This window comes from Paracoccus sp. MC1862, from assembly GCF_016617715.1.
Taxonomy (GTDB): domain Bacteria; phylum Pseudomonadota; class Alphaproteobacteria; order Rhodobacterales; family Rhodobacteraceae; genus Paracoccus.
The window spans coordinates 1393809-1417463 of record NZ_CP067225.1 but is presented as its reverse complement, the minus strand read 5'-3'; the positions used below and the strand labels follow the sequence as shown (position 1 = coordinate 1417463).

Annotated in this window: 17 protein-coding genes, 1 tRNA gene and 3 pseudogenes; 6 read left to right on the top strand and 15 right to left on the bottom strand. The window is 66.3% G+C overall.

Annotated elements, in window-relative coordinates; translation table 11 throughout:
- Nucleotides 1-26: 26 nt before the first annotated feature.
- From JGR78_RS07125 to rlmB, 4 genes are all read right to left on the bottom strand, one after another.
- A complete protein-coding gene (locus tag JGR78_RS07125) occupies nucleotides 27-1607 on the bottom strand; it encodes a 2-isopropylmalate synthase (protein WP_182791166.1) in 1581 nt (526 codons plus the stop codon).
- A 235-nt stretch (nucleotides 1608-1842) separates the two neighbouring features.
- Nucleotides 1843-2280: a CoA-binding protein gene (locus tag JGR78_RS07120; RefSeq protein ID WP_182791167.1), complete on the bottom strand. Its 438-nt coding sequence runs from the start codon at nucleotides 2278-2280 to the stop codon at nucleotides 1843-1845.
- A 192-nt stretch (nucleotides 2281-2472) separates the two neighbouring features.
- The gene (locus JGR78_RS07115; RefSeq protein ID WP_234450906.1) at nucleotides 2473-2910 is read right to left on the bottom strand and encodes a YHS domain-containing (seleno)protein; all 438 of its coding nucleotides are present in this window, start codon (nucleotides 2908-2910) and stop codon (nucleotides 2473-2475) included.
- A gap of 164 nt (nucleotides 2911-3074) precedes the next feature.
- Nucleotides 3075-3890, bottom strand: coding sequence for a 23S rRNA (guanosine(2251)-2'-O)-methyltransferase RlmB (gene rlmB, locus JGR78_RS07110; RefSeq protein WP_182791168.1), 816 nt, complete (start codon nucleotides 3888-3890; stop codon nucleotides 3075-3077).
- Nucleotides 3891-3999: 109 nt separating this feature from the next.
- Here rlmB and JGR78_RS07105 point away from each other — a divergent pair.
- Nucleotides 4000-4083 (top strand) — tRNA-Tyr (locus JGR78_RS07105).
- A gap of 458 nt (nucleotides 4084-4541) precedes the next feature.
- Nucleotides 4542-4835, top strand: a complete 294-nt coding sequence (locus JGR78_RS07100) for a transposase (RefSeq protein WP_200559474.1) — start codon at nucleotides 4542-4544, stop codon at nucleotides 4833-4835.
- 88 nt (nucleotides 4836-4923) lie between these two features.
- On the opposite strand, the gene JGR78_RS07095 is transcribed toward JGR78_RS07100, so the two are convergent.
- A complete protein-coding gene (locus JGR78_RS07095; RefSeq protein WP_200559472.1) occupies nucleotides 4924-5547 on the bottom strand; it encodes an SAVED domain-containing protein in 624 nt (207 codons plus the stop codon).
- Between JGR78_RS07095 and JGR78_RS07090 the strand changes: the two genes are divergently transcribed.
- Together JGR78_RS07090 and JGR78_RS07085 are read left to right on the top strand one after the other, a co-directional pair.
- Nucleotides 5546-6574 carry an IS110 family transposase gene (locus JGR78_RS07090; RefSeq protein ID WP_200559299.1) on the top strand — a complete coding sequence of 343 codons (1029 nt, stop codon included), beginning with the start codon at nucleotides 5546-5548 and terminating at the stop codon, nucleotides 6572-6574. The two genes, JGR78_RS07095 and JGR78_RS07090, sit on opposite strands and share 2 nt — an antisense overlap.
- A 316-nt stretch (nucleotides 6575-6890) precedes the next feature.
- Nucleotides 6891-7517 (top strand): annotated as a pseudogene (locus JGR78_RS07085) (IS5 family transposase); the annotation flags it as partial.
- Between the two features lie 118 nt (nucleotides 7518-7635).
- Here the strand turns inward: JGR78_RS07085 and istB are convergent.
- The 6 genes and pseudogenes from istB to JGR78_RS07055 all read right to left on the bottom strand — a co-directional run bounded on the left by istB (nucleotide 7636) and on the right by JGR78_RS07055 (nucleotide 16558).
- Nucleotides 7636-8430: an IS21-like element helper ATPase IstB gene (gene istB, locus JGR78_RS07080; protein WP_200559304.1), complete on the bottom strand. Its 795-nt coding sequence runs from the start codon at nucleotides 8428-8430 to the stop codon at nucleotides 7636-7638.
- Nucleotides 8420-9948: pseudogene (istA, locus tag JGR78_RS07075) on the bottom strand (IS21 family transposase). Before istA ends, istB begins: the two are co-directional and overlap by 11 nt.
- A gap of 114 nt (nucleotides 9949-10062) precedes the next feature.
- Nucleotides 10063-11091 (bottom strand): IS110 family transposase, encoded by a 1029-nt coding sequence (locus tag JGR78_RS07070; protein ID WP_200559299.1) that lies wholly within the window; start codon nucleotides 11089-11091, stop codon nucleotides 10063-10065.
- A gap of 64 nt (nucleotides 11092-11155) precedes the next feature.
- Nucleotides 11156-14377, bottom strand: coding sequence for an error-prone DNA polymerase (locus JGR78_RS07065; protein ID WP_182806125.1), 3222 nt, complete (start codon nucleotides 14375-14377; stop codon nucleotides 11156-11158).
- Nucleotides 14374-15891, bottom strand: coding sequence for a DNA polymerase Y family protein (locus JGR78_RS07060; RefSeq protein ID WP_182806127.1), 1518 nt, complete (start codon nucleotides 15889-15891; stop codon nucleotides 14374-14376). Before JGR78_RS07060 ends, JGR78_RS07065 begins: the two co-directional genes overlap by 4 nt.
- Nucleotides 15809-16558 (bottom strand): ImuA family protein, encoded by a 750-nt coding sequence (locus JGR78_RS07055; RefSeq protein WP_182806130.1) that lies wholly within the window; start codon nucleotides 16556-16558, stop codon nucleotides 15809-15811. The genes JGR78_RS07060 and JGR78_RS07055 overlap by 83 nt, the downstream gene beginning before the upstream one ends.
- Nucleotides 16559-16761: 203 nt before the next feature.
- On the opposite strand from JGR78_RS07055, the gene JGR78_RS07050 reads away from it, so the two are divergent.
- Nucleotides 16762-17790, top strand: coding sequence for an IS110 family transposase (locus JGR78_RS07050; protein ID WP_200559299.1), 1029 nt, complete (start codon nucleotides 16762-16764; stop codon nucleotides 17788-17790).
- 309 nt (nucleotides 17791-18099) lie between these two features.
- On the opposite strand, the gene JGR78_RS07045 is transcribed toward JGR78_RS07050, so the two are convergent.
- The 4 genes and pseudogenes from JGR78_RS07045 to JGR78_RS07030 form a co-directional block, all read right to left on the bottom strand.
- Nucleotides 18100-19032 (bottom strand): IS5 family transposase, encoded by a 933-nt coding sequence (locus tag JGR78_RS07045; protein WP_200559301.1) that lies wholly within the window; start codon nucleotides 19030-19032, stop codon nucleotides 18100-18102.
- Nucleotides 19033-19348: 316 nt separating this feature from the next.
- Nucleotides 19349-20377, bottom strand: coding sequence for an IS110 family transposase (locus tag JGR78_RS07040; RefSeq protein ID WP_200559299.1), 1029 nt, complete (start codon nucleotides 20375-20377; stop codon nucleotides 19349-19351).
- 168 nt (nucleotides 20378-20545) lie between these two features.
- On the bottom strand, nucleotides 20546-21178 hold the full coding sequence (locus tag JGR78_RS07035) for a tyrosine-type recombinase/integrase (RefSeq protein WP_182805837.1): 633 nt from the start codon (nucleotides 21176-21178) through the stop codon (nucleotides 20546-20548).
- 369 nt (nucleotides 21179-21547) lie between these two features.
- Nucleotides 21548-21857 (bottom strand): annotated as a pseudogene (locus tag JGR78_RS07030) (transposase); the annotation flags it as partial.
- A gap of 115 nt (nucleotides 21858-21972) precedes the next feature.
- Between JGR78_RS07030 and JGR78_RS07025 the strand changes: the two are divergent.
- Nucleotides 21973-23520, top strand: coding sequence for an alpha/beta fold hydrolase (locus JGR78_RS07025; protein WP_182805835.1), 1548 nt, complete (start codon nucleotides 21973-21975; stop codon nucleotides 23518-23520).
- Nucleotides 23521-23655 lie beyond the last annotated feature (135 nt).

Sequence of the window (23655 nt, the reverse complement as noted above, 5' to 3'; positions counted from 1 at the left end):
GGGCGGCCTGCGCCGCCCCGTCCGGTTCAGTGGGAATACATGCTGACGGCCTTGGTGTCGGCATCGGGCGCGGTCTTTTCACGCCGCACCTTCAGCCGGTTCAGCGCGCCGACATAGGCTTTCGCGCTGGCGAGGATCGTGTCGGTATCCGCCGCCTGCCCGGTGGCGATGCGGCCGTCCTCCTCCATCCGCACGCTGACGGTGGCCTGGGCGTCGGTGCCCTCGGTCACGGCATGGACCTGGTAAAGCTGCAGCCGCCCGTGGTGCTGGAACATCGCATCGACGGCGTTGAAGGCCGCGTCCACCGGGCCGTCGCCCTGCCGCGTCTCTGTCTGTTCCCGGTCGCCCACGACCATGGTCAGGGTGGCCATCGCGGGCTCTCCGCCGCCGCAGACCACGCGCAGCTTCTTCACCTGCAGGTAGTCGCTGTCGGTATTGGCGCTGCTGTCCTGCATCAGCGCGACGAGATCGTCGTCATAAACCTCTTTCTTGCGGTCGGCGAGATCCTTGAAGCGCACGAAGACATCGTTCAGCTGGTTCGCGCTGATGTCATAGCCAAGGTCGGCCAGCTTGGCGCGCAGCGCGGCGCGGCCCGAATGCTTGCCCATGGCGATGTTGGTCTCGTTCAGCCCGATGTCGGCGGGCTTCATGATCTCGAAGGTCTCGACGTTCTTCAGCACGCCGTCCTGGTGGATGCCGGATTCGTGCAGGAAGGCGTTCTTGCCGACGATGGCCTTGTTGAACTGGATGGGGAAGCCCGAGACCTGCGCCACCCGGCGCGAGATGCCCATGATCTTCTTCGTGTCGATGCCGGTCGTGAAGGGCATGATGTCGTGGCGCACCTTCATCGCCATCACCACCTCTTCCAGCGCGGTGTTGCCGGCGCGCTCGCCCAGACCGTTGATGGTGCATTCGATCTGCCGCGCACCCGCCTCGACGGCGGCGAGGCTGTTCGCGGTCGCCATGCCAAGGTCGTCGTGGCAGTGGGTGGCAAAGATCACGCTGTCGGCGCCCGGCACCCGTTCCAGCAGCATGCGGATCAGCGCCGCCGATTCGCGCGGCGCGGTGTAGCCGACGGTGTCGGGGATGTTGATCGTGGTGGCGCCGGCCTTGATGGCGATTTCCACCACGCGGCAGAGATAGTCATGTTCCGTCCGCGTCGCGTCCATCGGCGACCATTGCACGTCCTCGCAGAGGTTGCGGGCATGCGTCACCGTCTGGTGGATGCGGTCGGCCATCTCGTCCATCGTCAGGTTCGGGATGGCGCGGTGCAGCGGCGAGGTGCCGATGAAGGTGTGGATGCGCGGCCTGCGCGCATGGCGCACCGCTGCCCAGGCGCGGTCGATGTCGGGGATCTGGGCGCGGGCCAGCCCGCAGATGACCGAGGTCTGCGCCTGCTTCGCGATCTCGCTGACGGCGGCGAAGTCGCCCTCGGACGCGATTGGGAAGCCCGCCTCGATCACGTCCACGCCCATCTCGTCCAGCATCTGGGCGATTTCCAGCTTTTCGGCATGGGACATGGTCGCGCCCGGCGACTGCTCGCCGTCGCGCAGGGTGGTGTCGAAGATGATGACGCGGTCGGGATCGCGGGTGTCGGTGGTGGTCATGGTGCTTCTTTCTGGCTGTCGGGGGAAGAAGCCGGGCGCTGCGCTTGACTGAGCGGCGGCCCGGCGGACCCGCTCAGCGCAGCGTAAGAAGCAGCAGACCGCGGAGATTCACGACCAAACGGGCGCCCGGCTGGGTGCCGGCGTCGATCGTCGTGGCCATGGGCATGATCCGCGTCATGGCGGCGACTATACCCGCCCCTTCGCGGTTGAAAAGGGGAAAGCGCGACTTTTCGCCTCAGCCCCGTCCCGGACCCCGCGCGCCGACCCGCGGAAAGTCGATCGCCGGGCAGCGGTTCTGCACCACCGTCATCCCGGCGGCACGGGCCTTTTCCGCCGCACCCTCGTGCATGACGCCGATCTGCATCCAGACCGTCTTCAGCTCCGGCAGGCAGGCCAGCGCCTCGTCCACGACCGGCGGCACGGAATCGGACCGGCGGAAGATGTCCACCATGTCCACGGCCTCCGATTCGGGAATGTCCGAAAGCGAGGCATAGGTCGTCTCGCCCAGAATCGTCTCGCCCGCATGGCCGGGGTTCACTGGAATGATGCGATAGCCCATCTCCTGCAGGAAGCGGGCGACGCCATGGCTGGGCCGCTCGGGCTTGGGGGACAGCCCAACGATTGCAATGGTCTGGGTCTCGGATGCGATGCGGGCGATGTCGGCTGCGGTCATGCTGCGTTCCCCTTGGGCTTTCCGTTTCATGGACAGGCCATGCTTCAAATGAAAAAGCGCCCGGTCGAAACCGGGCGCAAGTCGCGGAACGAGGGACAGTGATCTGAACGAGACCGTTCCGTGGTCAGGTTCATGATGTAAATGTGCATCATTCCGCCGAAGTTCCAACCTTCTCGCGAAAACGTGAAGATTCTATCTACCTATGCGTTTCCACTGGCTGGCGGCGCGGTCCAGGACGCCCTGCGGGTCGTCGCCAAGCCGCCGCCGCGCCTCGGGCGAGCTGGTCAGGTAAAGCGTCCGGCCGATGACGACGAACAGATCCGGCTGGCCGGCGCGACGCTCTCCTTCCGACAGGGCCACGGGGCAGTTGCCGCCGAAGGCGGGGGCATAGGCGCGGGGATCGGCCTCGAAGGCAGCGCGGTTGGCCTCATTGGCAAAGCGCCATTCATGTCCCTTCCAGTGGGTCGAGATCGAGGGCTCGCCGCCCACCACCCGGCCCGCATCGCGCAGGCTGACCGCGTCCATGCCGCCCAGCGCCTGCGCCTCTGCCGGGGCCAGCGGCGCGGCGGCCATGGCGGCGGCGGCAAGCAGCGCCAGAAGCGGCCGGGCAGGGCGCGGCGGTCGCCGCAAAGCCGATCCGATCAGGGAAACAGGCCGGGACTGCAAATGACGATCGACAAAGGACATGCGGTCGATGTCGCATCGCGCAGGCCGCCGCGCAACGCCGCGCCGCCCCGGCTCGCCGCAACGTGACGAGCCGTGCGGCCACCTCGCAACAGTCGCGCGTGACGTGATCAACCTGTGCTTGCGGCATACAGCGCAATGGCCGCCGCGTTCGACACGTTGAGCGAGCCGAAGCCGGCGGCGAAAGGTATCCGCACCACCCGGTCGCAGGTTTCGCGCGTCTTTTCCCGCAGGCCCGGCCCCTCGGCGCCCAGCACAAGGCAGATCGCGCGACCCGGCAGATCCGCCAGCGCCTCGGGCAGCGTGGCATCGCCCGTGCCGTCCAAGCCGAGGACGACATAGCCCATGTCCTTTAGCTCGGTCAGCGCTTCGGCAAGGTTCGTGACCCGCAGGTAGGGCTGGCGTTCCAGCGCCCCCGAGGCCGTCTTGGCCAGCGCCCCGGTTTCCGGCGCGGCATGGCGGGCGGTGGCGACCACGGCCCGCGCCCCGAAGACCTCGGCCGAGCGCAGGATCGCGCCGACATTGTGCGGATCGGTCACCCGGTCCAGCGCCACGACCAGCGGGCGGGTGCCCTCGGGGCCTTCGGTAGCGACATCGGCCAGCTTGCCCCATGCCAGCGGCCTGACCTCGACCGCAGCACCTTGGTGGACGCTGTCGGGGGCCAGCGGCACCTCGCGGTCGAAAACGCGGGCATCGACGATCTCGGGGGTCATTCCCGAACCCGCCACGGCATCCGCCAGCCGGTCGGCGGCGTTGCGCGTCAGCACCAGCCGCAGCCGCGTGCGGGCCGGGTTCATCAGCGCGTCCCGGACCGCGTGCAGCCCGAACAGCCACAGCGTTTCGGCCGCGGCGGCGCGTTTCGCGCGTTCCTTGTCGATGACCCATGTGGGCTTCTTCGGCCGGGCGGGGCGGGGGGGATTGGTCATGCGAACTCCTGTCCCACGGGTGATTGCAGCGGGTGTGGGCGGGATGCAAGCGCGCCCGTGCGGAAGCGCTTGACCAGCGCCCGCGCCGGGGCTAATCACCCCCGGCGTCGGGCGACGTGCTGCAAGGTGCGGCAGCGGACTGTAACTCCGCCGGGGAGACCCATGCCTGGTTCGATTCCAGGGTCGCCCACCACTTTCCTTTCAATAGGTTAGTGGTGTAGCGCACCCCCTGCTTGGCTGTGTAAGCACGAGGGTGTAAGCGCTTTGTAAGCATTCTTCTTAGAAGAATCACGAAACAGTGAGAAGCCGAAGCATCCGAGCTGACGAGCAGGGCGCGGGCTTCGGGTCACAGGTTGGTGTTGCGGGTGTCGTATGGGAGAGAGACCATCCTGAACGAACTATGCGCGACAGCCCAGTTCGACGCGCAGTCTCACTGATCGGCAACATCTTCTTCAGCGCCATGCGCCGGATGATGTTCAAGAGTCCCATAAGGATCACTTCACTGTCCTCGTCGCCCACCGTGCTAGGGAGAAGGGTCACATGGGTCGCATCTCATGGGAGATCAGGCGCCGTCTGGAGCGAACCCTTCAGGCTGGACCACAGGATCCTGAGAAACTGATACGCTGAACGGGCCTTGATCGGAGAAGGCTCATGAAGTCACGAGGTCTCTACCGTCGGCATTCAGTGCCGTTCAAGCTGCAGGTCTGCCAGGACATCCGCGCCGGGGTAATCGGCTGGCGCGATGCGCGGCGCACCCACCAGATCTCCGCCAACCTTATCCAGCTATGGCTGACGCAGGTCGACCGCGGCGAGTTGAATGATGAGGAGGCCGAAGCCAGCGTCATAGCCGACTGTGGAACCCGGATCTCCGCGCTCGAGCGCAAGGTTGGTCAGTTCACGATGGAACTGGATCTTGCGAAAAAACATCGTGCGTGCCGACCGTGAACGGGGTGCGCTCACGGAGCTTGCTCGAGACGGGTGGAAGAGCAGTGAACCGCCCGAGGCATGGAAGGACAGAAACCATGCGCGAAGATCAGCGGATCACGTGCCGATGGACAAAGCCCTGCCCAGTGATTTGGTCATAGATCGATAGGGCAGGATGAGCCTTTGGTTGCCAGCTCCGGCCGAACTCGATTGCGCAGGCTGCCGGGACAGCCGGAAAGATAGACAGATCGACGTCCATTCCGTGCTGGTCTTGGATTACGTCAAATGTCTTGCCGACGAGCTCCCGGAACTCGGCCAGATCGGCCTCGTTCCGAAGCTCGCTTGCCCCGAGACGGCTGCTCCGGATCTCCCAGATGGAGATCTCCTCTCCCTCCAGCGCGCTCAAGACGCGGTTATCGGACACGCCGGCCGTCACCGAAAGCTTGAGGACCACCTTCTTCGGGCCCTGCTTGCCGGGTGAGCAGATGAAATTTAGCGGCGGACGATCATTCGGCCAGGTCCAGCCCGGCTTGGGCTCTCGATGTCGACCATAGACCGAAACGGCGGACAGATCCGACATGAGACGACCGAGCTCCATCAGCACCGGCATCGGAGCAAAGCCGAAAACGGCAAGGTGCTCGAGGTCGCCATGGCTCTGATGATGTGACCGCCCCCCGACGGCATCTGATGTGCCAAGGTGGGTCTGCAACGATCCACAAAGGGGAGCGGTCATGTCGGAGATTATCACGGTCGGGCTCGATCTGGCGAAGAATGTATTCCAGGTGCATGGAACTGACGGCGCAGGACGAGCCGTTCTGCGCAAGAAGATACGGCGAGGGCAGGTGCTGGAGTTTTTCAGCCAGCTGCCCTCTTGCGTCGTGGCGATGGAAGCCTGTGGCGGCGCTCACTTCTGGGGCCGGGAAATTGGCAAGCTGGGGCATGAGGTGCGGCTGATCCCGCCGGCCTATGTGAAGCCGTTTGTGAAGCGCCAGAAGAATGACATGGCGGACGCCGAGGCCATCTGCGAGGCGGCTATGCGACCCACCATGCGCTTTGTTCCGGTCAAGAGCGAAGAGACGCAGGGCGCGGCAATGGTCTTCCGGGTCCGGGAGTTGCTGATCCGGCAGCGCACGCAGGCGATCAACGCATTGCGCGGCCATCTGACCGAGTTCGGTCAGATCGTGCCACAGGGAGCGGCCAACGCTGCGCGGCTGATCGCGATCGTGGAGGATCCGGATGGCGCTCTCCCTGCTGATGCCGTCCCCACGCTGAAGGCTTTGATCGCGGCACTCACGCATCTGGAGGCAGAGATCAGGAAGCTCGATGCCGAGATCGCCCGGCGCGCCAAGGAGAATGACGTCGCCCGGCGACTGATGACGGTGCCGGGCATCGGGCCGCTGATTGCCACGGCCATCGCTGTTCTGGCGCCGCCACCCGAGACGTTCCGCAAGGCACGCGACTTTGCCGCCTGGCTTGGTCTTGTGCCTCGGCAGCATTCGACCGGCGGCAAGCAACGTCTCGGAGCAACGACCAGAATGGGCGAACGATCCCTGCGACGCCTGCTGATCATTGGCGCCAACAGCGTGGTGATCAAACGTAACGTTCACAAGGAAGCGCAGCCCGGAACATGGCTGGGCAGCCTGCTGTTGCGCAAGCCACCGATGCTGGTGCGGGTGGCTTTGGCGAACAAGATGGCGCGGATCGTCTGGGCCTTGATGGCTCGGGGTGGCATCTACCAATCTCCGGTCGCAGCGGCGTAAGCCGCCGCAGATCGCGAGGACGTCGGAGCGGAAGAGGGCAAGGAGCAGTTTGGCGCAACAGTTGTGAGACGGGATCGGGAAAACCAGTGTGCAACAGAGTGCCTATGAGCACGCGGCTTTGATCTGGACCCGACCTTCGAACACCATACGGGCCCTGCGGCATGGATCGCGCCGCATCATGAGGCCGGACACATGTCAGCACCCGACAACGCGCCAAGATCAGCTTCAAAATCCCTCTTGCGCTTGGGGCGGTTACACATGTTGCACAAATCCCTTCAGTGACTCATGTCGTGAGTCAGCATGGTAGCTGGTCGACATGAGCAAACCCACACGCCTGACCTACAAGACCAGGAACTGGCCGGCCTACAATGAAGCGCTCAAGCGCCGTGGCTCGCTGACGATCTGGTTCGACCCCGAGATGAGCTGGGAGGCGGCTGCGACAGGTCGACGTGGCCGACAGCAGACCTACAGCGATGCCGCCATCCAGACTTGCCTTTCCATGAAGGTGCTGTTCGGCATGGCATTGCGGCAGACGGCAGGGTTCGTCGAGAGCCTGCTTCGCCTGATCGGCCTCGACTGGACGGTGCCTGACTTCAGCACGCTGTCGCGGCGCCAGAAGACCCTGGCCGTCAACATCCCGTATCGGGGCTCCAAGGGACCTCTGCACCTGCTGGTCGACAGCACCGGGATCAAGGTCGAAGGCGAAGGCGAGTGGCACGCCCGCAAGCATGGCGGCCCGAAGCGGCGTATCTGGCGCAAGATTCACATTGGGATCGACGAGGAAACGCTAGAAGTCCGGGCCATCGAGATCACCGGGAGCCACATCGGTGACGCCCCGGTCCTGCCAGATCTGCTCAACCAGATCCCGGCGGACGAGGAGATCGGCAGCGTTACGGCTGACGGTGCCTACGACACCCGCAAGTGCCACGATGCGATCGCCGAGAGCTATGGCTGAATTTGGGTGACGCGGCTTGATCAGGCGGCGCGGTGTTGATTTCCACTCGGAACTGACCCGGGTTTTCCATCGAGAACTGACCCACCCTCAGGTTATGTTTCGTGGGTTAGGCTTGGGTCAAGGCATGGCCGGCCTCCTTGGTTTTCCTGGCTGCTGCGGCTGAGCTTGCCTTGAAGCGGAAGCTGTCGTTTCCGGTCTCCAGGATGTGGCAGCGGTGGGTGAGGCGATCGAGCAGCGCGGTGGTCATTTTGGCATCGCCGAAGACGGTGGCCCATTCGCTGAAGCTCAGGTTGGTGGTGATGACAACGCTGGTGCGCTCATAGAGCTTGCTCAGAAGGTGGAAGAGCAGCGCACCGCCTGAAGCGCTGAACGGCAAGTAGCCCAGTTCGTCCAGGATCACGAGATCGAGCCGGGTCAATCCCTCCGCGATCTGGCCCGCCTTGCCCTTGGTTTTCTCCTGCTCGAGGGCATTGACGAGTTCGATGGTGGAGAAGAAGCGGACCTTCCGGCGGTGGTGTTCGATGGCCTGGATGCCCAGGGCGGTTGCGACATGGGTCTTGCCGGTGCCCGGCCCGCCGATCAGCACGACATTCTGCGCGCCGTCGATGAACTCGCAGCGGTGGAGCTGGCGCACCGTGACCTCGTTGATCTCGCTGGCAGCGAAGTCGAAGCCCGAGAGATCCTTGTAGGCCGGGAAGCGCGCGGCCTTCATGTGATAGGCAATGGAGCGCACTTCGCGTTCCGCCAGTTCGGCCTTCAGCAGCTGGGACAGGATCGGCACGGCTGTCTCGAATGCCGGCGCCCCCTGTTCGATCAGGTCGGTGACGGCCTGGGCCATGCCGTGCATCTTCAGGCTGCGGAGCATGATGACGATGGCGCCGCTGGCGGGATCATGACGCATGGCGGTCTCCGATCTGCGCCCGCAGGTCGTCATAGCGTTCGACATTGGCCTTCGGCTCATGGCGCAGGATCAGCGCCTCCGGTGTGTCGATGTTCGGGCCGCCGGTCGTCTTGCCATCGATCAGCCTGTGCAGGAGATTCAACACATGGGTCTTGGTCGCGACGCCTTCGGCCAGGGCCATTTCCACAGCAACCAGCACAGCCTGTTCATCATGCTGCAGGACCAGCGCCAGGATATCGACCATCTCGCGATCGCCACCGGGTCGTCGCAGCATCTGGTCCTGCAACTGTCGGAAGGCCGCGGGCAGTTCCGCGAAGGGCGCACCGTTCCTGAGGGCACCCGGCTTGCGCTGGATGACGGCCAGATAATGCCGCCAGTCATAGATCGTGCGAGGCGGCAGGTGATGGGACCGCTGGATCACCCGCCCATGTTCGCACAGGATCTGTCCCTCGGCGGCAACCACCAGCCGATCCGGGTAGACCCTGAGGCTGACAGGACGGTTGGCAAAGGACGCCGGCACGCTGTAGCGGTTGCGCTCGAAGCTGATCAGGCAGGTGGGTGAGACACGCTTGCTCCGCTCGACGAAGCCGTCGAAGGCAGGCGGCAGCGGCATCAGCGCGGCCTGTTCTTCGGCCCAGGCGTCGGCGACGGTTCCGGGCAGAACCCCGTGCGGGATCTCGCGCCACAACTCCAGGCAGCGCCGTTCCAGCCAGGCGTTCAGCGCCGCCAGGTCAGGAAAGTTCGGCATCGGCTGCCACAAACGAGGCCGGGCATCCTGAACGTTCTTCTCGACCTGTCCCTTCTCCCATCCCGCGGCAGGATTGCAGAACTCCGGCTCGAAGACATAGTGGTTGGTCATGGCGAGGAAGCGGATGTTGACCTGCCGTTCCTTGCCGCGGCCAACGCGGTCAACCGCTGTCTTCATGTTATCGTAGATGCCGCGACCCGGCACGCCGCCAAAGACGCGGAACCCGTGCCAATGGGCATCGAACAGCATCTCGTGGGTTTGCAGCAGATAGGCCCGAACCAGGAAGGCCCGGCTGTGTGCCAGCTTGATGTGGGCGACCTGAAGCTTCGTGCGCTCCCCGCCCAGAACCGCGTAGTCCTCGCTCCAATCGAACTGGAACGCCTCGCCCGGACGAAAGACCAAGGGACGAAGGTGCCGCGGCCCGTCGTCTGCTGCTCGCGCTGCCGGTCCATCCGCCATTGCCGGGCGAAGGCCGCGACCCGGCCGTAGGAGCCGGTGAAGCCGAGCGCCACGAGGTCGGCATGGAGTTGCTTCAGCGTCCGGCGCTGCTTGCGTGACTTGCCGGCTTCCGTCTTCAGCCACGCCGCCAGCTTCTCGGAAAACGGATCGAGCTTGCTCGGCCGATCAGGCGTCGCGAACCTCGGCTCGATGGTCCCAGCGCTCAGATACTTCCTGATGGTGTTGCGCGACAGGCCGGTCCGCCGTGCGATCTCCCGGATCGGCAGCTTCTCCCGCAACGCCATGCGTCGGATGATGTTCAAAAGTCCCATGTGGATCACTCCATTACCCCCGCCGCGCTCCGCTTTGGGGAAGGTTCACATGGGTCAGTTCTCAGTGGAAATTACGCCCCTACCCGGGTCAGTTCCGGGTGGAAATCAACAGGCTTACGCCGCTGCGACCGGAGATTGGTAGATGCCACCCCGAGCCATCAAGGCCCAGACGATCCGCGCCATCTTGTTCGCCAAAGCCACCCGCACCAGCATCGGTGGCTTGCGCAACAGCAGGCTGCCCAGCCATGTTCCGGGCTGCGCTTCCTTGTGAACGTTACGTTTGATCACCACGCTGTTGGCGCCAATGATCAGCAGGCGTCGCAGGGATCGTTCGCCCATTCTGGTCGTTGCTCCGAGACGTTGCTTGCCGCCGGTCGAATGCTGCCGAGGCACAAGACCAAGCCAGGCGGCAAAGTCGCGTGCCTTGCGGAACGTCTCGGGTGGCGGCGCCAGAACAGCGATGGCCGTGGCAATCAGCGGCCCGATGCCCGGCACCGTCATCAGTCGCCGGGCGACGTCATTCTCCTTGGCGCGCCGGGCGATCTCGGCATCGAGCTTCCTGATCTCTGCCTCCAGATGCGTGAGTGCCGCGATCAAAGCCTTCAGCGTGGGGACGGCATCAGCAGGGAGAGCGCCATCCGGATCCTCCACGATCGCGATCAGCCGCGCAGCGTTGGCCGCTCCCTGTGGCACGATCTGACCGAACTCGGTCAGATGGCCGCGCAATGCGTTGATCGCCTGCGTGCGCTGCCGGATCAGCAACTCCCGGACCCGGAAGACCATTGCCGCGCCCTGCGTCTCTTCGCTCTTGACCGGAACAAAGCGCATGGTGGGTCGCATAGCCGCCTCGCAGATGGCCTCGGCGTCCGCCATGTCATTCTTCTGGCGCTTCACAAACGGCTTCACATAGGCCGGCGGGATCAGCCGCACCTCATGCCCCAGCTTGCCAATTTCCCGGCCCCAGAAGTGAGCGCCGCCACAGGCTTCCATCGCCACGACGCAAGAGGGCAGCTGGCTGAAAAACTCCAGCACCTGCCCTCGCCGTATCTTCTTGCGCAGAACGGCTCGTCCTGCGCCGTCAGTTCCATGCACCTGGAATACATTCTTCGCCAGATCGAGCCCGACCGTGATAATCTCCGACATGACCGCTCCCCTTTGTGGATCGTTGCAGACCCACCTTGGCACATCAGATGCCGTCGGGGGGCGGTCACATCATCAGAGCCCGGGGGCGTGGTCCGGCAGGCTTGCGGATGTGGGGATCGGAGCCAGGCGAGCCATGGTGGAACTCGTCGCCGCGGCTGTGGGGCAGCAGGAGGCTTTCGCCGCGCTCCCCGACACTGGCCAGCTCCCGCGAGAGATCGGTGATCCCGTGCACCACCAGATGCACCACCTCGCCCTCGCGCTGGACGCGGGCCTTCACCGCGATCATGGGGGCGGAGAGGACGATACGGCGGTGAGCCTCGAAGACCTTGGTCCAGACCACGAGATTGGCGATGCCGGTCTCGTCCTCCAAGGTGATGAACATCACGCCCTTCGCGGACCCGGGACGCTGGCGGACGAGGACAATGCCGGCGGTCTCGAGCCACTGGCCGTTGCGGGCGTTCATGGCCTCAGTGCAAGGAATGATCCCGCGCCGACGCAGGTCCGCGCGCAGGAGGGCCACCGGGTGGTCGCGCAAGGAGAGGCCGGTGCGGGCGTAGTCCTCGACCACCTCGCGGCCCCGGCGCATGGGGCGTAGGGGTATGCTGGGCTCGTCAGCCTCCGGGACGGTCGTGCCTTCCCGCGCGGCGGCCGCAAAGAGCGGCAGCTCGGTCTCCCCCAAACCCCGGATGGCCCAGAGCGCCTCGCGGCGGGCAAGCGCGAGGCCGGGCTTGAGGCCATCGGCCTCGGCAATGCGGGTCAGCGCGGCCACCGGCACATTCGCGCGGCGCCAGAGATCCTCGACGGAAGCGAAGGGCTGGTCGGCGCGGGCGGCGATGAGAGCGGCGGCGTGGGCATTGGCCAGGCCCTTCACCATCCGCAGGCCCAAGCGGACGGCGAAGCGGGTCTCGTCGCCGGCCGGTTCCAGCGTGCAGTCCCAGCGGCTCGCGTTGACGCAGAGGGGGCGGATCTCGACGCCGTGGTCGCGGGCATCGCGCACGATCTGGGCCGGGGCGTAGAAGCCCATCGGCTGGGAGTTCAGCAGCGCCGCGCAGAAGACGTCGGGGTGCCAGCACTTCAGCCAGGCCGAGGCATAGGCGATCAGCGCGAAGCTTGCCGCGTGGCTTTCCGGAAAGCCGTAGGAACCGAAACCCTCGAGCTGGCGGAACGTGCGCTCGGCGAAGTCGGGATCGTAGTTGCGTTCGATCATCCCCGCGACGAGCTTGTCGCGGAAGGCCGAGACCCCGCCGGTGAACTTGAAGGTCGCCATGGACTTGCGGAGCATGTCGGCCTCGCCCGGCGTGAAGCCCGCGCAGACGATGGCGACGCGCATGGCCTGCTCCTGGAACAAGGGCACGCCGAGGGTCTTGCCGAGAACCTTTTCCAACTCCGGCGTTGGGTATTCGACCGGCTCCTGCCCCGCGCGCCTGCGCAGGTAGGGGTGGACCATGTCGCCCTGGATCGGACCCGGCCGCACAATCGCGACCTGGATGACGAGATCATAAAGGGTGCGGGGCTGCATCCGCGGCAGCATCGCCATCTGCGCCCGGCTTTCGATCTGGAAGGTGCCGAGCGTGTCGGCGCGCCGGATCATCGCATAGGTGCGGGGGTCCTCGGGCGGGATCGTCGCCAGGTCGTGCCGGATCCCCTTGTGATCGGCCAGGAGGTCCAGTCCCCGCCGCATGCAGCTGAGCATGCCGAGTGCCAAGACATCGACCTTCATGAAGCGGAGCGCGTCGATGTCGTCCTTGTCCCATTCGATGATCTGGCGATCCGCCATCGCCGCCGGCTCGATCGGGACGAGATCGTCGAGCCGGTCCTGGGTCAGCACGAAGCCGCCCGGATGCTGGCTCAGGTGCCGCGGCGCGCCGTGCAGTTGGGCCGCGAGGTCCAGGGTCAGGCGGATGCGGCGATCGGCCGGGTCGAGGTTCAGCTCGCGGATCTGGGCGTCGGTGACGCCCTCCGCCGACCAGACCCATATTTGCGAGGACAAGGCCCGGATCAGGTCCTCGGGCAGGCCCAAGGCCTTGCCGACGTCCCTCAGTGCCCCCTTGGCGCGGTAGCGGATGACGGTGGCGCAGAGGGCGGCACGGTCGCGGCCGTAGTTCTTGTAGACCCACTGGATGACCTCCTCGCGGCGCTCATGCTCAAAGTCGACATCGATGTCCGGCGGTTCGTGCCGCTCCTCGGAGACGAAGCGCTCGAAAAGGAGGTCGTTGCGGCCGGGATCGATGGAGGTGATGCCGAGGACATAGCAGACGGCCGAGTTCGCGGCCGAGCCGCGTCCTTGGCAGAGGATGCCGCGAGAGCGGGCAAAGCGGACGATGCCGTGGACGGTGAGGAAGTAGGGAGCATAGGCGAGCTTGCCGATCAACCCGAGTTCGTGGGTCAGCCTGGCGGTGACCTCCTCGGGGATGCCCTCGGGATAGCGCTCCCTTGCCCCCTCCCAGGTGAGCCGTTCCAGCGTCTCCTGCGGGGTGAGCCGCGGGTCGTCCCGCTCCTCGGGATACTGGTAGGCCAACTCATCCAGCGAGAAGCGGCAGCGTTCGGCGATCTCGAGCGTGCGGGCGAGGGCTTCCGGGTAGCGCGCGAAGAGGCGGTGCATCTCGGCCGGGGGCTTCAGGTATCGGTCGGCATGGCGCTCGCGCCGCAGGCCCAGGGCCTCGACGGTGGTGTTGTGGCGGATGGCGGTCACCACGTCCTGGAGGATGCGGCGCCCCGGTTCGTGAAAGAGGACGTCGTTGGTCACCACGCTCGCCACCCTCATGCGGGCGGCCAGCGCCGCCAGCTCGTGCAGCCGCAGCTGGTCGTTGGGGCGGCGGCGCAGGGTCAGGGCCAGGTAGGCCCGGTCCCCGAAGGCCTCGCGCAGGCGGCGCAGGCGCATCCCGCAGGCCTCGTCGGCCAGGTCCGGCACCAGGACGGCGATCAGCCCCTTGGCATGGGCTTCCAGGTCCGGCCAGTCGAGCCGGCAGCGGCCCTTGCCCGCTCGCCCCTTGCCGAGGGTCAGGAGACGGCAGAGGCGCGCATAGGCGGCCCGGTCGGTCGGATAGGCCAGCACCGACATGCCGCAGGCCAGGTCCAGCCGGCAGCCCACGACGAGCCGCACGCCGGTGGCCTTCGCCGCCTCGTGGGCGCGCACGATCCCGGCCAGGGAGTTGCGGTCGGTCACCGCCAGGGCCTCGAGGCCCATGGCGGCGGCGGTGGCGAACAGCTCCTCGGCCGAGGAGGCCCCGCGCAGGAAGGAGAACTGCGAGGTCACCTGCAGTTCTGCATAGCGCGGCCCGCTCATCCGAAGACCCCGTGGAGGAACCAGCGCTGCGAGCCGGTGGCGAGATCCTCGCCGTCGCCGGCGCGGTAGATCCAGTAGCGCTCGCCCGCGTCGTCCTCGACCCGGAAGTAGTCGCGCACCGCCGTCCGCTCGACATCGCGCGTCCACCATTCCCCGAAGATGCGTTCCGGGCCGTCGGCCCGCCGCACGCGCCGCCGCACGCCCTTCCAGGAGAACCACGCGGGCGGGTGGTCGGGCAGGAGCGCCATGGTCTCGATCGCTTCGGGCCGGGGCAGGAGGCGCGCAGGACGGGGCCAGTGGCCCGGCCACCCGTCGCCCGTCTCCTCCGCCAAAGCCGGGATGCGGCGCACGGACCGCTCGGGCACGTCGCTGGGGACGGACACGATGCGGTAGACGGCCCCCGCACCGACGCGGTTCACCAGGGTGTCGATCAGCCCGGCCAGATCGGGCGCAGGCTCCTCCAGCAGGCTCGCGGCCTGCCGGGCCTCCAGCGGCTCCGCCAAGGTGGCGGCCAGCACCATGATCTCGATGCCATAGCCCGGGTCGAGGATCTCGATGCGGGCGCAGAGGAGCCGGGTGAGGCGGCCGGGGTCGCGGACCGGCCGGGCGAGGCCGACACGCACCGTCTGCAGGTCGTTGTCGATCCGGTAGCAGAAGAGATCGAGCCGGCGGGCGCCCAGGCCGCGTTCCTCCATCTGTGCGCACAAGGCCAGGACGAGCTTGCCGATATACCTGGCGATGGTCTCGGCGGCGGCGATGGGTTCGGCGAAGACGCGGCGCACCTCGACGAGGCCTTCGGGTCGGACCGGCTCGATGGGCTCAGATGCCACGCCCAAGGCCTGGTCGATCCTGCGCCAGAGGCCCGGACCGAAGCGGCGCGCCAGGGGCGCGCGGGGCTGCCCCAGCAGGTCGCCGATGCGGGTGAAGCCCAGGGTGTGCAACCCGGTGACCGTGGCCGGCGGCAGCCGCAGCGCCTGGAGGGGCAGAGGCGCCAGTGCAACCTCGGCGGCCCCGGGGGCCGCGACGAGGGTGGGGGCGGCGGCATGCCGCGCCAGCGCATGCGCGGCGCCCCAGGTGTCGGCGACCGCCGCACGGGCGGTGACGCCAGACATCACAAGCCGCCCCACCAGCGCCTCCAGCATCGCCGCCTCGCCGCCCTGCAGGTGGTCTGCCCCGGTCGTGTCCAGGACGATCCCGTCGGGCGGATCGGCGGCCACCATCGGGGAGAGGCGCTGCATGACCCACAAGGCCAGGCGCTCGAGGCTGGCGGCATCTGCCGCGGGGTCGGCGGGCACGACGACGAGGCCGGGCACCAGGGCCTGCGCGGTGGCAATCGGCATACCGGCATGCAGGCCCAGATCTTGCGCGGCGGCGTTTGCCGCCGTTACCACCCGACGGTTGCCCACCCGGCCGGCCACGACCAGGGGCGCGTCATCCGGCGCTGCGTCCCCAGCGGTGCGCCGCAGCCGGTCCGTCGGCCAGTTCGGCAGGTAGACCGAGGCGACCCGTCTCATCGCAGCCCTCCAGTTCGACATCAAAGCTCTCGCCCGCCCGCGCCCGGATCAGCTCGACGAGCCAGCGCGGCCGCCCCAGGCCGGGCACCGGCAGGGGCGCCGAGGGCAGCACGGAGATCCGCCAGCGCGTCATCGCCGCCGTGGGCTGGCCGAAGTCACTGGCCTCCGCCGGACGCCGCCAGCGCCGCAGGGCGATGCCGAGCGTGCCGCCCTCGCGCGCCGCCAGGTGCAGCCGCCTGGAGGCGGTCATCGGCAGGCGCGGCGCCTCGGCCACGACTGCCGCCAAGCCGCCGTGCCGCAGCCCTTCCTCCATGCAGGCAAGCACGTCCCGTTCGTCCCCCGCCTCGACATGGATGACCCGGCCGGGCGGCAGGCCCGCCTGCGCCAGACCGGGGGCGAAGAGGTCCGCCTGGATCACGCACCAGAGCACCTGACCAGGCAGGCGTGCCGCGATCCCGGCGGCAAAGCAGGCCGCCGCCGCGCCGTCCACCGCGCCGTTGCCGCCCCCCGCCACCTCGTGCAGGCAGCCCAGTGCCAGGCCGCCACCTGGCAACCTGCGATCAAGGTCGGGAAGGCCGAAGGGGAGAACGCCCTGCACTCGCCCACCCGCACCCTCGATCCGGGCGATCTGCGCACGCAGTTGGGCGAGGGCAGGGGCTGAGGACATGTGCAGAAAGGCTCCACGGGAAGGGAAAGAACAACATCAATGTTCTTTGTTTGTTCCACGGAGGGAGCCCATGTCAATGAGAGCGACGGGGCCCATGCAGTGGCATACTGTCACGCTGATCCCGGCTCTGATGATGTGACCGCCCCCCGACGGCATCTGATGTGCCAAGGTGGGTCTGCAACGATCCACAAAGGGGAGCGGTCATGTCGGAGATTATCACGGTCGGGCTCGATCTGGCGAAGAATGTATTCCAGGTGCATGGAACTGACGGCGCAGGACGAGCCGTTCTGCGCAAGAAGATACGGCGAGGGCAGGTGCTGGAGTTTTTCAGCCAGCTGCCCTCTTGCGTCGTGGCGATGGAAGCCTGTGGCGGCGCTCACTTCTGGGGCCGGGAAATTGGCAAGCTGGGGCATGAGGTGCGGCTGATCCCGCCGGCCTATGTGAAGCCGTTTGTGAAGCGCCAGAAGAATGACATGGCGGACGCCGAGGCCATCTGCGAGGCGGCTATGCGACCCACCATGCGCTTTGTTCCGGTCAAGAGCGAAGAGACGCAGGGCGCGGCAATGGTCTTCCGGGTCCGGGAGTTGCTGATCCGGCAGCGCACGCAGGCGATCAACGCATTGCGCGGCCATCTGACCGAGTTCGGTCAGATCGTGCCACAGGGAGCGGCCAACGCTGCGCGGCTGATCGCGATCGTGGAGGATCCGGATGGCGCTCTCCCTGCTGATGCCGTCCCCACGCTGAAGGCTTTGATCGCGGCACTCACGCATCTGGAGGCAGAGATCAGGAAGCTCGATGCCGAGATCGCCCGGCGCGCCAAGGAGAATGACGTCGCCCGGCGACTGATGACGGTGCCGGGCATCGGGCCGCTGATTGCCACGGCCATCGCTGTTCTGGCGCCGCCACCCGAGACGTTCCGCAAGGCACGCGACTTTGCCGCCTGGCTTGGTCTTGTGCCTCGGCAGCATTCGACCGGCGGCAAGCAACGTCTCGGAGCAACGACCAGAATGGGCGAACGATCCCTGCGACGCCTGCTGATCATTGGCGCCAACAGCGTGGTGATCAAACGTAACGTTCACAAGGAAGCGCAGCCCGGAACATGGCTGGGCAGCCTGCTGTTGCGCAAGCCACCGATGCTGGTGCGGGTGGCTTTGGCGAACAAGATGGCGCGGATCGTCTGGGCCTTGATGGCTCGGGGTGGCATCTACCAATCTCCGGTCGCAGCGGCGTAAGCCGCCGCAGATCGCGAGGACGTCGGAGCGGAAGAGGGCAAGGAGCAGTTTGGCGCAACAGTTGTGAGACGGGATCGGGAAAACCAGTGTGCAACAGAGTGCCTATGAGCACGCGGCTTTGATCTGGACCCGACCTTCGAACACCATACGGGCCCTGCGGCATGGATCGCGCCGCATCATGAGGCCGGACACATGTCAGCACCCGACAACGCGCCAAGATCAGCTTCAAAATCCCTCTTGCGCTTGGGGCGGTTACACATGTTGCACAAATGGTCTGATGGCCGTTGTTCCCCCTTTCCCCGGACAGACTCATTCCACAGCTTCAGTGACGGGTATGCCGAGCGCGGTGTAGCCGTTCAGGACGGCAATCCGGACCTGAAGTTCGGCGACCTGACGATCGAAGTCCCGCGCCATGAGGCGTTGCCCCAGAAGTTTCACGCAATGCATCTTCGTCTCGACGCGGCTCCGGCGGTGGTATCCACTCCATCTTCGCCAAAGCGTGCGGCCCAGGTATTTCGCAGATCGCAGAGCCTCGTTGCGCGCCGCGGCCCCGGCCGTGACAGCCTTCCATGGCTTTGCGTTCCTGCGGGGCGGGATCACGGCGTGAGCGCCGCGGTCGGCGATCGCATCGTGGCACTTGCGGGTGTCGTAGGCACCGTCAGCCGTAACGCTGCCGATCTCCTCGTCCGCCGGGATCTGGTTGAGCAGATCTGGCAGGACCGGGGCGTCACCGATGTGGCTCCCGGTGATCTCGATGGCCCGGACTTCTAGCGTTTCCTCGTCGATCCCAATGTGAATCTTGCGCCAGATACGCCGCTTCGGGCCGCCATGCTTGCGGGCGTGCCACTCGCCTTCGCCTTCGACCTTGATCCCGGTGCTGTCGACCAGCAGGTGCAGAGGTCCCTTGGAGCCCCGATACGGGATGTTGACGGCCAGGGTCTTCTGGCGCCGCGACAGCGTGCTGAAGTCAGGCACCGTCCAGTCGAGGCCGATCAGGCGAAGCAGGCTCTCGACGAACCCTGCCGTCTGCCGCAATGCCATGCCGAACAGCACCTTCATGGAAAGGCAAGTCTGGATGGCGGCATCGCTGTAGGTCTGCTGTCGGCCACGTCGACCTGTCGCAGCCGCCTCCCAGCTCATCTCGGGGTCGAACCAGATCGTCAGCGAGCCACGGCGCTTGAGCGCTTCATTGTAGGCCGGCCAGTTCCTGGTCTTGTAGGTCAGGCGTGTGGGTTTGCTCATGTCGACCAGCTACCATGCTGACTCACGACATGAGTCACTGAAGGGATTTGTGCAACATGTGTAACCGCCCCAAGCGCAAGAGGGATTTTGAAGCTGATCTTGGCGCGTTGTCGGGTGCTGACATGTGTCCGGCCTCATGATGCGGCGCGATCCATGCCGCAGGGCCCGTATGGTGTTCGAAGGTCGGGTCCAGATCAAAGCCGCGTGCTCATAGGCACTCTGTTGCACACTGGTTTTCCCGATCCCGTCTCACAACTGTTGCGCCAAACTGCTCCTTGCCCTCTTCCGCTCCGACGTCCTCGCGATCTGCGGCGGCTTACGCCGCTGCGACCGGAGATTGGTAGATGCCACCCCGAGCCATCAAGGCCCAGACGATCCGCGCCATCTTGTTCGCCAAAGCCACCCGCACCAGCATCGGTGGCTTGCGCAACAGCAGGCTGCCCAGCCATGTTCCGGGCTGCGCTTCCTTGTGAACGTTACGTTTGATCACCACGCTGTTGGCGCCAATGATCAGCAGGCGTCGCAGGGATCGTTCGCCCATTCTGGTCGTTGCTCCGAGACGTTGCTTGCCGCCGGTCGAATGCTGCCGAGGCACAAGACCAAGCCAGGCGGCAAAGTCGCGTGCCTTGCGGAACGTCTCGGGTGGCGGCGCCAGAACAGCGATGGCCGTGGCAATCAGCGGCCCGATGCCCGGCACCGTCATCAGTCGCCGGGCGACGTCATTCTCCTTGGCGCGCCGGGCGATCTCGGCATCGAGCTTCCTGATCTCTGCCTCCAGATGCGTGAGTGCCGCGATCAAAGCCTTCAGCGTGGGGACGGCATCAGCAGGGAGAGCGCCATCCGGATCCTCCACGATCGCGATCAGCCGCGCAGCGTTGGCCGCTCCCTGTGGCACGATCTGACCGAACTCGGTCAGATGGCCGCGCAATGCGTTGATCGCCTGCGTGCGCTGCCGGATCAGCAACTCCCGGACCCGGAAGACCATTGCCGCGCCCTGCGTCTCTTCGCTCTTGACCGGAACAAAGCGCATGGTGGGTCGCATAGCCGCCTCGCAGATGGCCTCGGCGTCCGCCATGTCATTCTTCTGGCGCTTCACAAACGGCTTCACATAGGCCGGCGGGATCAGCCGCACCTCATGCCCCAGCTTGCCAATTTCCCGGCCCCAGAAGTGAGCGCCGCCACAGGCTTCCATCGCCACGACGCAAGAGGGCAGCTGGCTGAAAAACTCCAGCACCTGCCCTCGCCGTATCTTCTTGCGCAGAACGGCTCGTCCTGCGCCGTCAGTTCCATGCACCTGGAATACATTCTTCGCCAGATCGAGCCCGACCGTGATAATCTCCGACATGACCGCTCCCCTTTGTGGATCGTTGCAGACCCACCTTGGCACATCAGATGCCGTCGGGGGGCGGTCACATCATCAGAGCCCAGTGGCCAACGTCCAGTTCGAAGCCGACGCCGGCCTGACCGTCCGCTAAGGGCCGACCGGCACGGTGGGAGCCGGTCGTCCAAGCGATTACAGGTCGATCCCCTCCGAGAGGGAAAGCGCATCCTCGATGTCGACGCCAAGGTAGCGGACCGTGCTGTCCATCTTCGTATGTCCCAGCAGCAACTGGACTGCGCGGAGGTTACCTGTCTTCTTGTAGATCTGCGCCACCTTGGTTCGTCGCATGGAATGCGTGCCGTAGGCGCTCGGTTCCAAGCCAATCGACGAGACCCAGCCCCTTACGATTCTGGCATACTGCCGGGTCGAGAGGTGCGGGCTGCCATGGATCCGGCTCGGCCAAAGGAACTCGAGGCCGATCATCTCGGGGTCGCGGATCCAGCGCTCGAGGGACAGCCTGGTGGACTCGGTGATCTCGAACCGGACCGGCTTGCCCGTTTTGCTCTGGGTCATCGACGCGCGTTCCCTCACACGACCGGCGGCGAAGACATCGCGGACGCGGAGGCCTACGAGGTCGCAACCGCGGAGTTTGCTGTCGATGGCCATGTTGAACAGTGCGAGGTCACGTGCGTTGCCTGCCATCTCGAGGCGGACCCTGATGGACCAGACGTGCCGCGGCATGAGGGGCCGCTTCTGGCCGATGATGCGGCCCGTGTTCCAGGCGACGCTCGGTCGGCGGGCAGCAGGAATAAGGTCGGTGGACATGGGTATACCTCCTGGCCACCGGACCCGCCCGTCTTCGGTTACTCCGACCGCGACAGGATACCACGCGGGGCAAGATGTCCTCGCGTCGGGCGGAAAGCTGTCTGACGGCAGTGCGGCACGGCGGCCGCAGCATGGACACAGAGCGGACATTAGCCGCCGCCGCGGCAGCGTTTCACCGGAGCGACGCACGGGGCGGAAGCCGCTCGTCGGCGGTGCAGCGATGGCGAGCCATGACTTGGAATGGAGCGCATACTCAACAAAGCCAGTCAGCCGCATCCTGACTGCCAGCAAGAAGTTAGGTGACGCCCCTAGCTGCGCTCTGTTGCGCAAATCGACTAACGGGGGCGCCTCCCCTCCCCGCCGACGGCCTTATCCCACACCCTCTGTGACGGGTGTGCCGAGCGCGGTGTAGCCGTTCAGGACCGCGATGCGGAACTGGAGTTCAGCGACTTGGCGATCGAAGTCTCGGGCCATGAGGCGCTGACCCGGCAACTTTACACAATGCATCTTCGTTTCGACGCGGCTTCGGCGGGGTATCCGCTCCATCGTCGCCACAGCGCCCGGCCCAGGTAGTTCCACGCGCGCAGGGCCTCGTTGCGCGCCACGGCGCCGGCCGTGACCGCCTTCCTTGGCTTTGCATTCCGACGGGGCGGAACAACGGGTGAGCACCTCGATCCGCAATACCAGGTGACCGCCAAGACAATCGTCGGCAAACGGACCGGACGCCGCGCTCGAGGGATGCAGGAATCTGCGGCCGGTGCTACAATCGCCCGCATAGCAGGCGAGCCACGGTGATGAAGCTCCCCCAGACGCGCTATGCCCGGAGCGGCGACCTGCGGATCGCCTACCAGGCGGTGGGTCAGGGGCCCATCGATCTCGTCTTCGTGCCCGGATTTCTCTCGAACATCGACCTTCACTGGGAGGATCCGGGCTATGCTCATCTGCTGCGCCGCTTGTCGGGATTCACCCGGCTGATCCAGTTCGACAAGCGTGGCACGGGCCTGTCGGACGGGGTTGATCCTGCCCATCTTCCCGACATTGAAACCCGCACGGATGACGTGCGGGCGGTCATGGACGCGGCCGGAAGCGGGCGGGCTGCGCTTCTCGGCGCGTCCGAGGGTGCACCCCTGTCGCTGCTTTTTGCAGCGACCCATCCTGAGCGGTTGCGGGCGCTCGTGCTCTATGGCGGCTATGCCTGCTTCCACCGCTGGGTGAAGGACACCGAGGTGGTCGAGCGCTTCGTGACGCAGGCCGAAACGAGTTGGGGCCAAGGCAGGACGCTGCGGAACTTCGCCCCTGGGCGGGCGGTCGATCCCGAGTTTCAGGCTTGGTGGGCGCGGTTCGAAAGGTTGTCCTGCAGCCCCACCGCGGCGATCGCGCTGGCGCGTATGAACGCAGCCGTCGACCTGCGGGCAATCCTGCCCCGCATCCGGGTGCCAACCCTGATCTTGCACCGCCGTCACGACGCGCGCGTGAACCCCGAGGCGGCATCATACCTGGCACGGCATATCCCCGGTGCGGCGTTGCGCTGGCTGGAGGGGCGCGATCACCCGATCTGGACCGGTGACACGGACGCCGTCGTCGATGCCATCGAAGAGTTCCTGACCGGCACCACGCCATCGACTATGCCCGAGCGGAGCCTTGCGGCTCTCCTCGCCCTACGGGTGACGGGCGCATCCCGGCGGGCGCTTCTGGATGCTGAACTCTCGGAGCGCACTGCCGGATTGGACGCACGCCTTTCAGACGAGGCGCGATGCTTTGGCGGTTCCGTCGTCGCATCAGGGCCCGAGGGACGGCTGCTGCGCTTCGACGGGCCCTCGCGCGCGCTGGGTTGCGCCCAGATCCTGAACGATCTCGCGCGCTCGCTGGGGATCGGACTTGGTCAAGGCGTGCATGTGGGCGAGGTCCTGCCCGGCGAGGGCGCCGCCTCTGGCACCATGGCGCGCATCGCCCTTGCCATGGCCGGGCAGGCGGGCCCCGGCATGGTGCTGGTCTCGACCGTCGCCGCAGAGGTTGCGTTCGGCGCAGGCCAGCATTTCGCCCCGTCGGGAGAGGTTCGGATCGACGGCGCGTTTCTGACGGTCGAACGGCTCGTCCCCGAGCAGCATCTCGAGCCGGCGCGCCGCGTTCAGCGCTGCGACCCCGACCTCGCGCATCTCACCCAACGCGAGCGCGAGGTGCTCGCGCTGGTGGCCGAAGGGCTCAGCAACCACGAGATCGCCGGACGGCTGGAGCTTTCCGCGCACACAGTCAAGCGGCACGTTGCGAACATCCTTCTCAAGCTCGGCCTGCCCTCGCGCGCCGCCGCCGCCGCCCTCCTGGCGCGCAGCGAGCGGACCTGAGACTGGCCCGATCGGGCCATCGTCGTCATGGCCCTTCCGGCGCAAGCGGAACCCGGACCGCTTGGAGCAGGCTGCCTCCAACGCCGTCGTTCTCGCTGATCTCCGGCCCGACGCGGCGCCCGCGATGGAGGCTTG

Bases quoted from the DNA above. Each gene is read 5' to 3' on its own strand.
- JGR78_RS07090 (WP_200559299.1), top strand. From the start codon at position 5,546: ATGTCGGAGATTATCACGGTCGGGCTCGATCTGGCGAAGAATGTATTC.
- JGR78_RS07065 (WP_182806125.1), bottom strand. From the start codon at position 14,377: ATGAGCGGGCCGCGCTATGCAGAACTGCAGGTGACCTCGCAGTTCTCC.
- JGR78_RS07120 (WP_182791167.1), bottom strand. From the start codon at position 2,280: ATGACCGCAGCCGACATCGCCCGCATCGCATCCGAGACCCAGACCATT.
- JGR78_RS07055 (WP_182806130.1), bottom strand. From the start codon at position 16,558: ATGTCCTCAGCCCCTGCCCTCGCCCAACTGCGTGCGCAGATCGCCCGG.
- JGR78_RS07050 (WP_200559299.1), top strand. From the start codon at position 16,762: ATGTCGGAGATTATCACGGTCGGGCTCGATCTGGCGAAGAATGTATTC.
- JGR78_RS07035 (WP_182805837.1), bottom strand. From the start codon at position 21,178: ATGTCCACCGACCTTATTCCTGCTGCCCGCCGACCGAGCGTCGCCTGG.
- JGR78_RS07060 (WP_182806127.1), bottom strand. From the start codon at position 15,891: ATGAGACGGGTCGCCTCGGTCTACCTGCCGAACTGGCCGACGGACCGG.
- JGR78_RS07040 (WP_200559299.1), bottom strand. From the start codon at position 20,377: ATGTCGGAGATTATCACGGTCGGGCTCGATCTGGCGAAGAATGTATTC.
- JGR78_RS07070 (WP_200559299.1), bottom strand. From the start codon at position 11,091: ATGTCGGAGATTATCACGGTCGGGCTCGATCTGGCGAAGAATGTATTC.
- JGR78_RS07100 (WP_200559474.1), top strand. From the start codon at position 4,542: ATGAAGTCACGAGGTCTCTACCGTCGGCATTCAGTGCCGTTCAAGCTG.
- istB (WP_200559304.1), bottom strand. From the start codon at position 8,430: ATGCGTCATGATCCCGCCAGCGGCGCCATCGTCATCATGCTCCGCAGC.
- JGR78_RS07025 (WP_182805835.1), top strand. From the start codon at position 21,973: ATGAAGCTCCCCCAGACGCGCTATGCCCGGAGCGGCGACCTGCGGATC.
- JGR78_RS07045 (WP_200559301.1), bottom strand. From the start codon at position 19,032: ATGAGCAAACCCACACGCCTGACCTACAAGACCAGGAACTGGCCGGCC.
- rlmB (WP_182791168.1), bottom strand. From the start codon at position 3,890: ATGACCAATCCCCCCCGCCCCGCCCGGCCGAAGAAGCCCACATGGGTC.
- JGR78_RS07095 (WP_200559472.1), bottom strand. From the start codon at position 5,547: ATGACCGCTCCCCTTTGTGGATCGTTGCAGACCCACCTTGGCACATCA.
- JGR78_RS07125 (WP_182791166.1), bottom strand. From the start codon at position 1,607: ATGACCACCACCGACACCCGCGATCCCGACCGCGTCATCATCTTCGAC.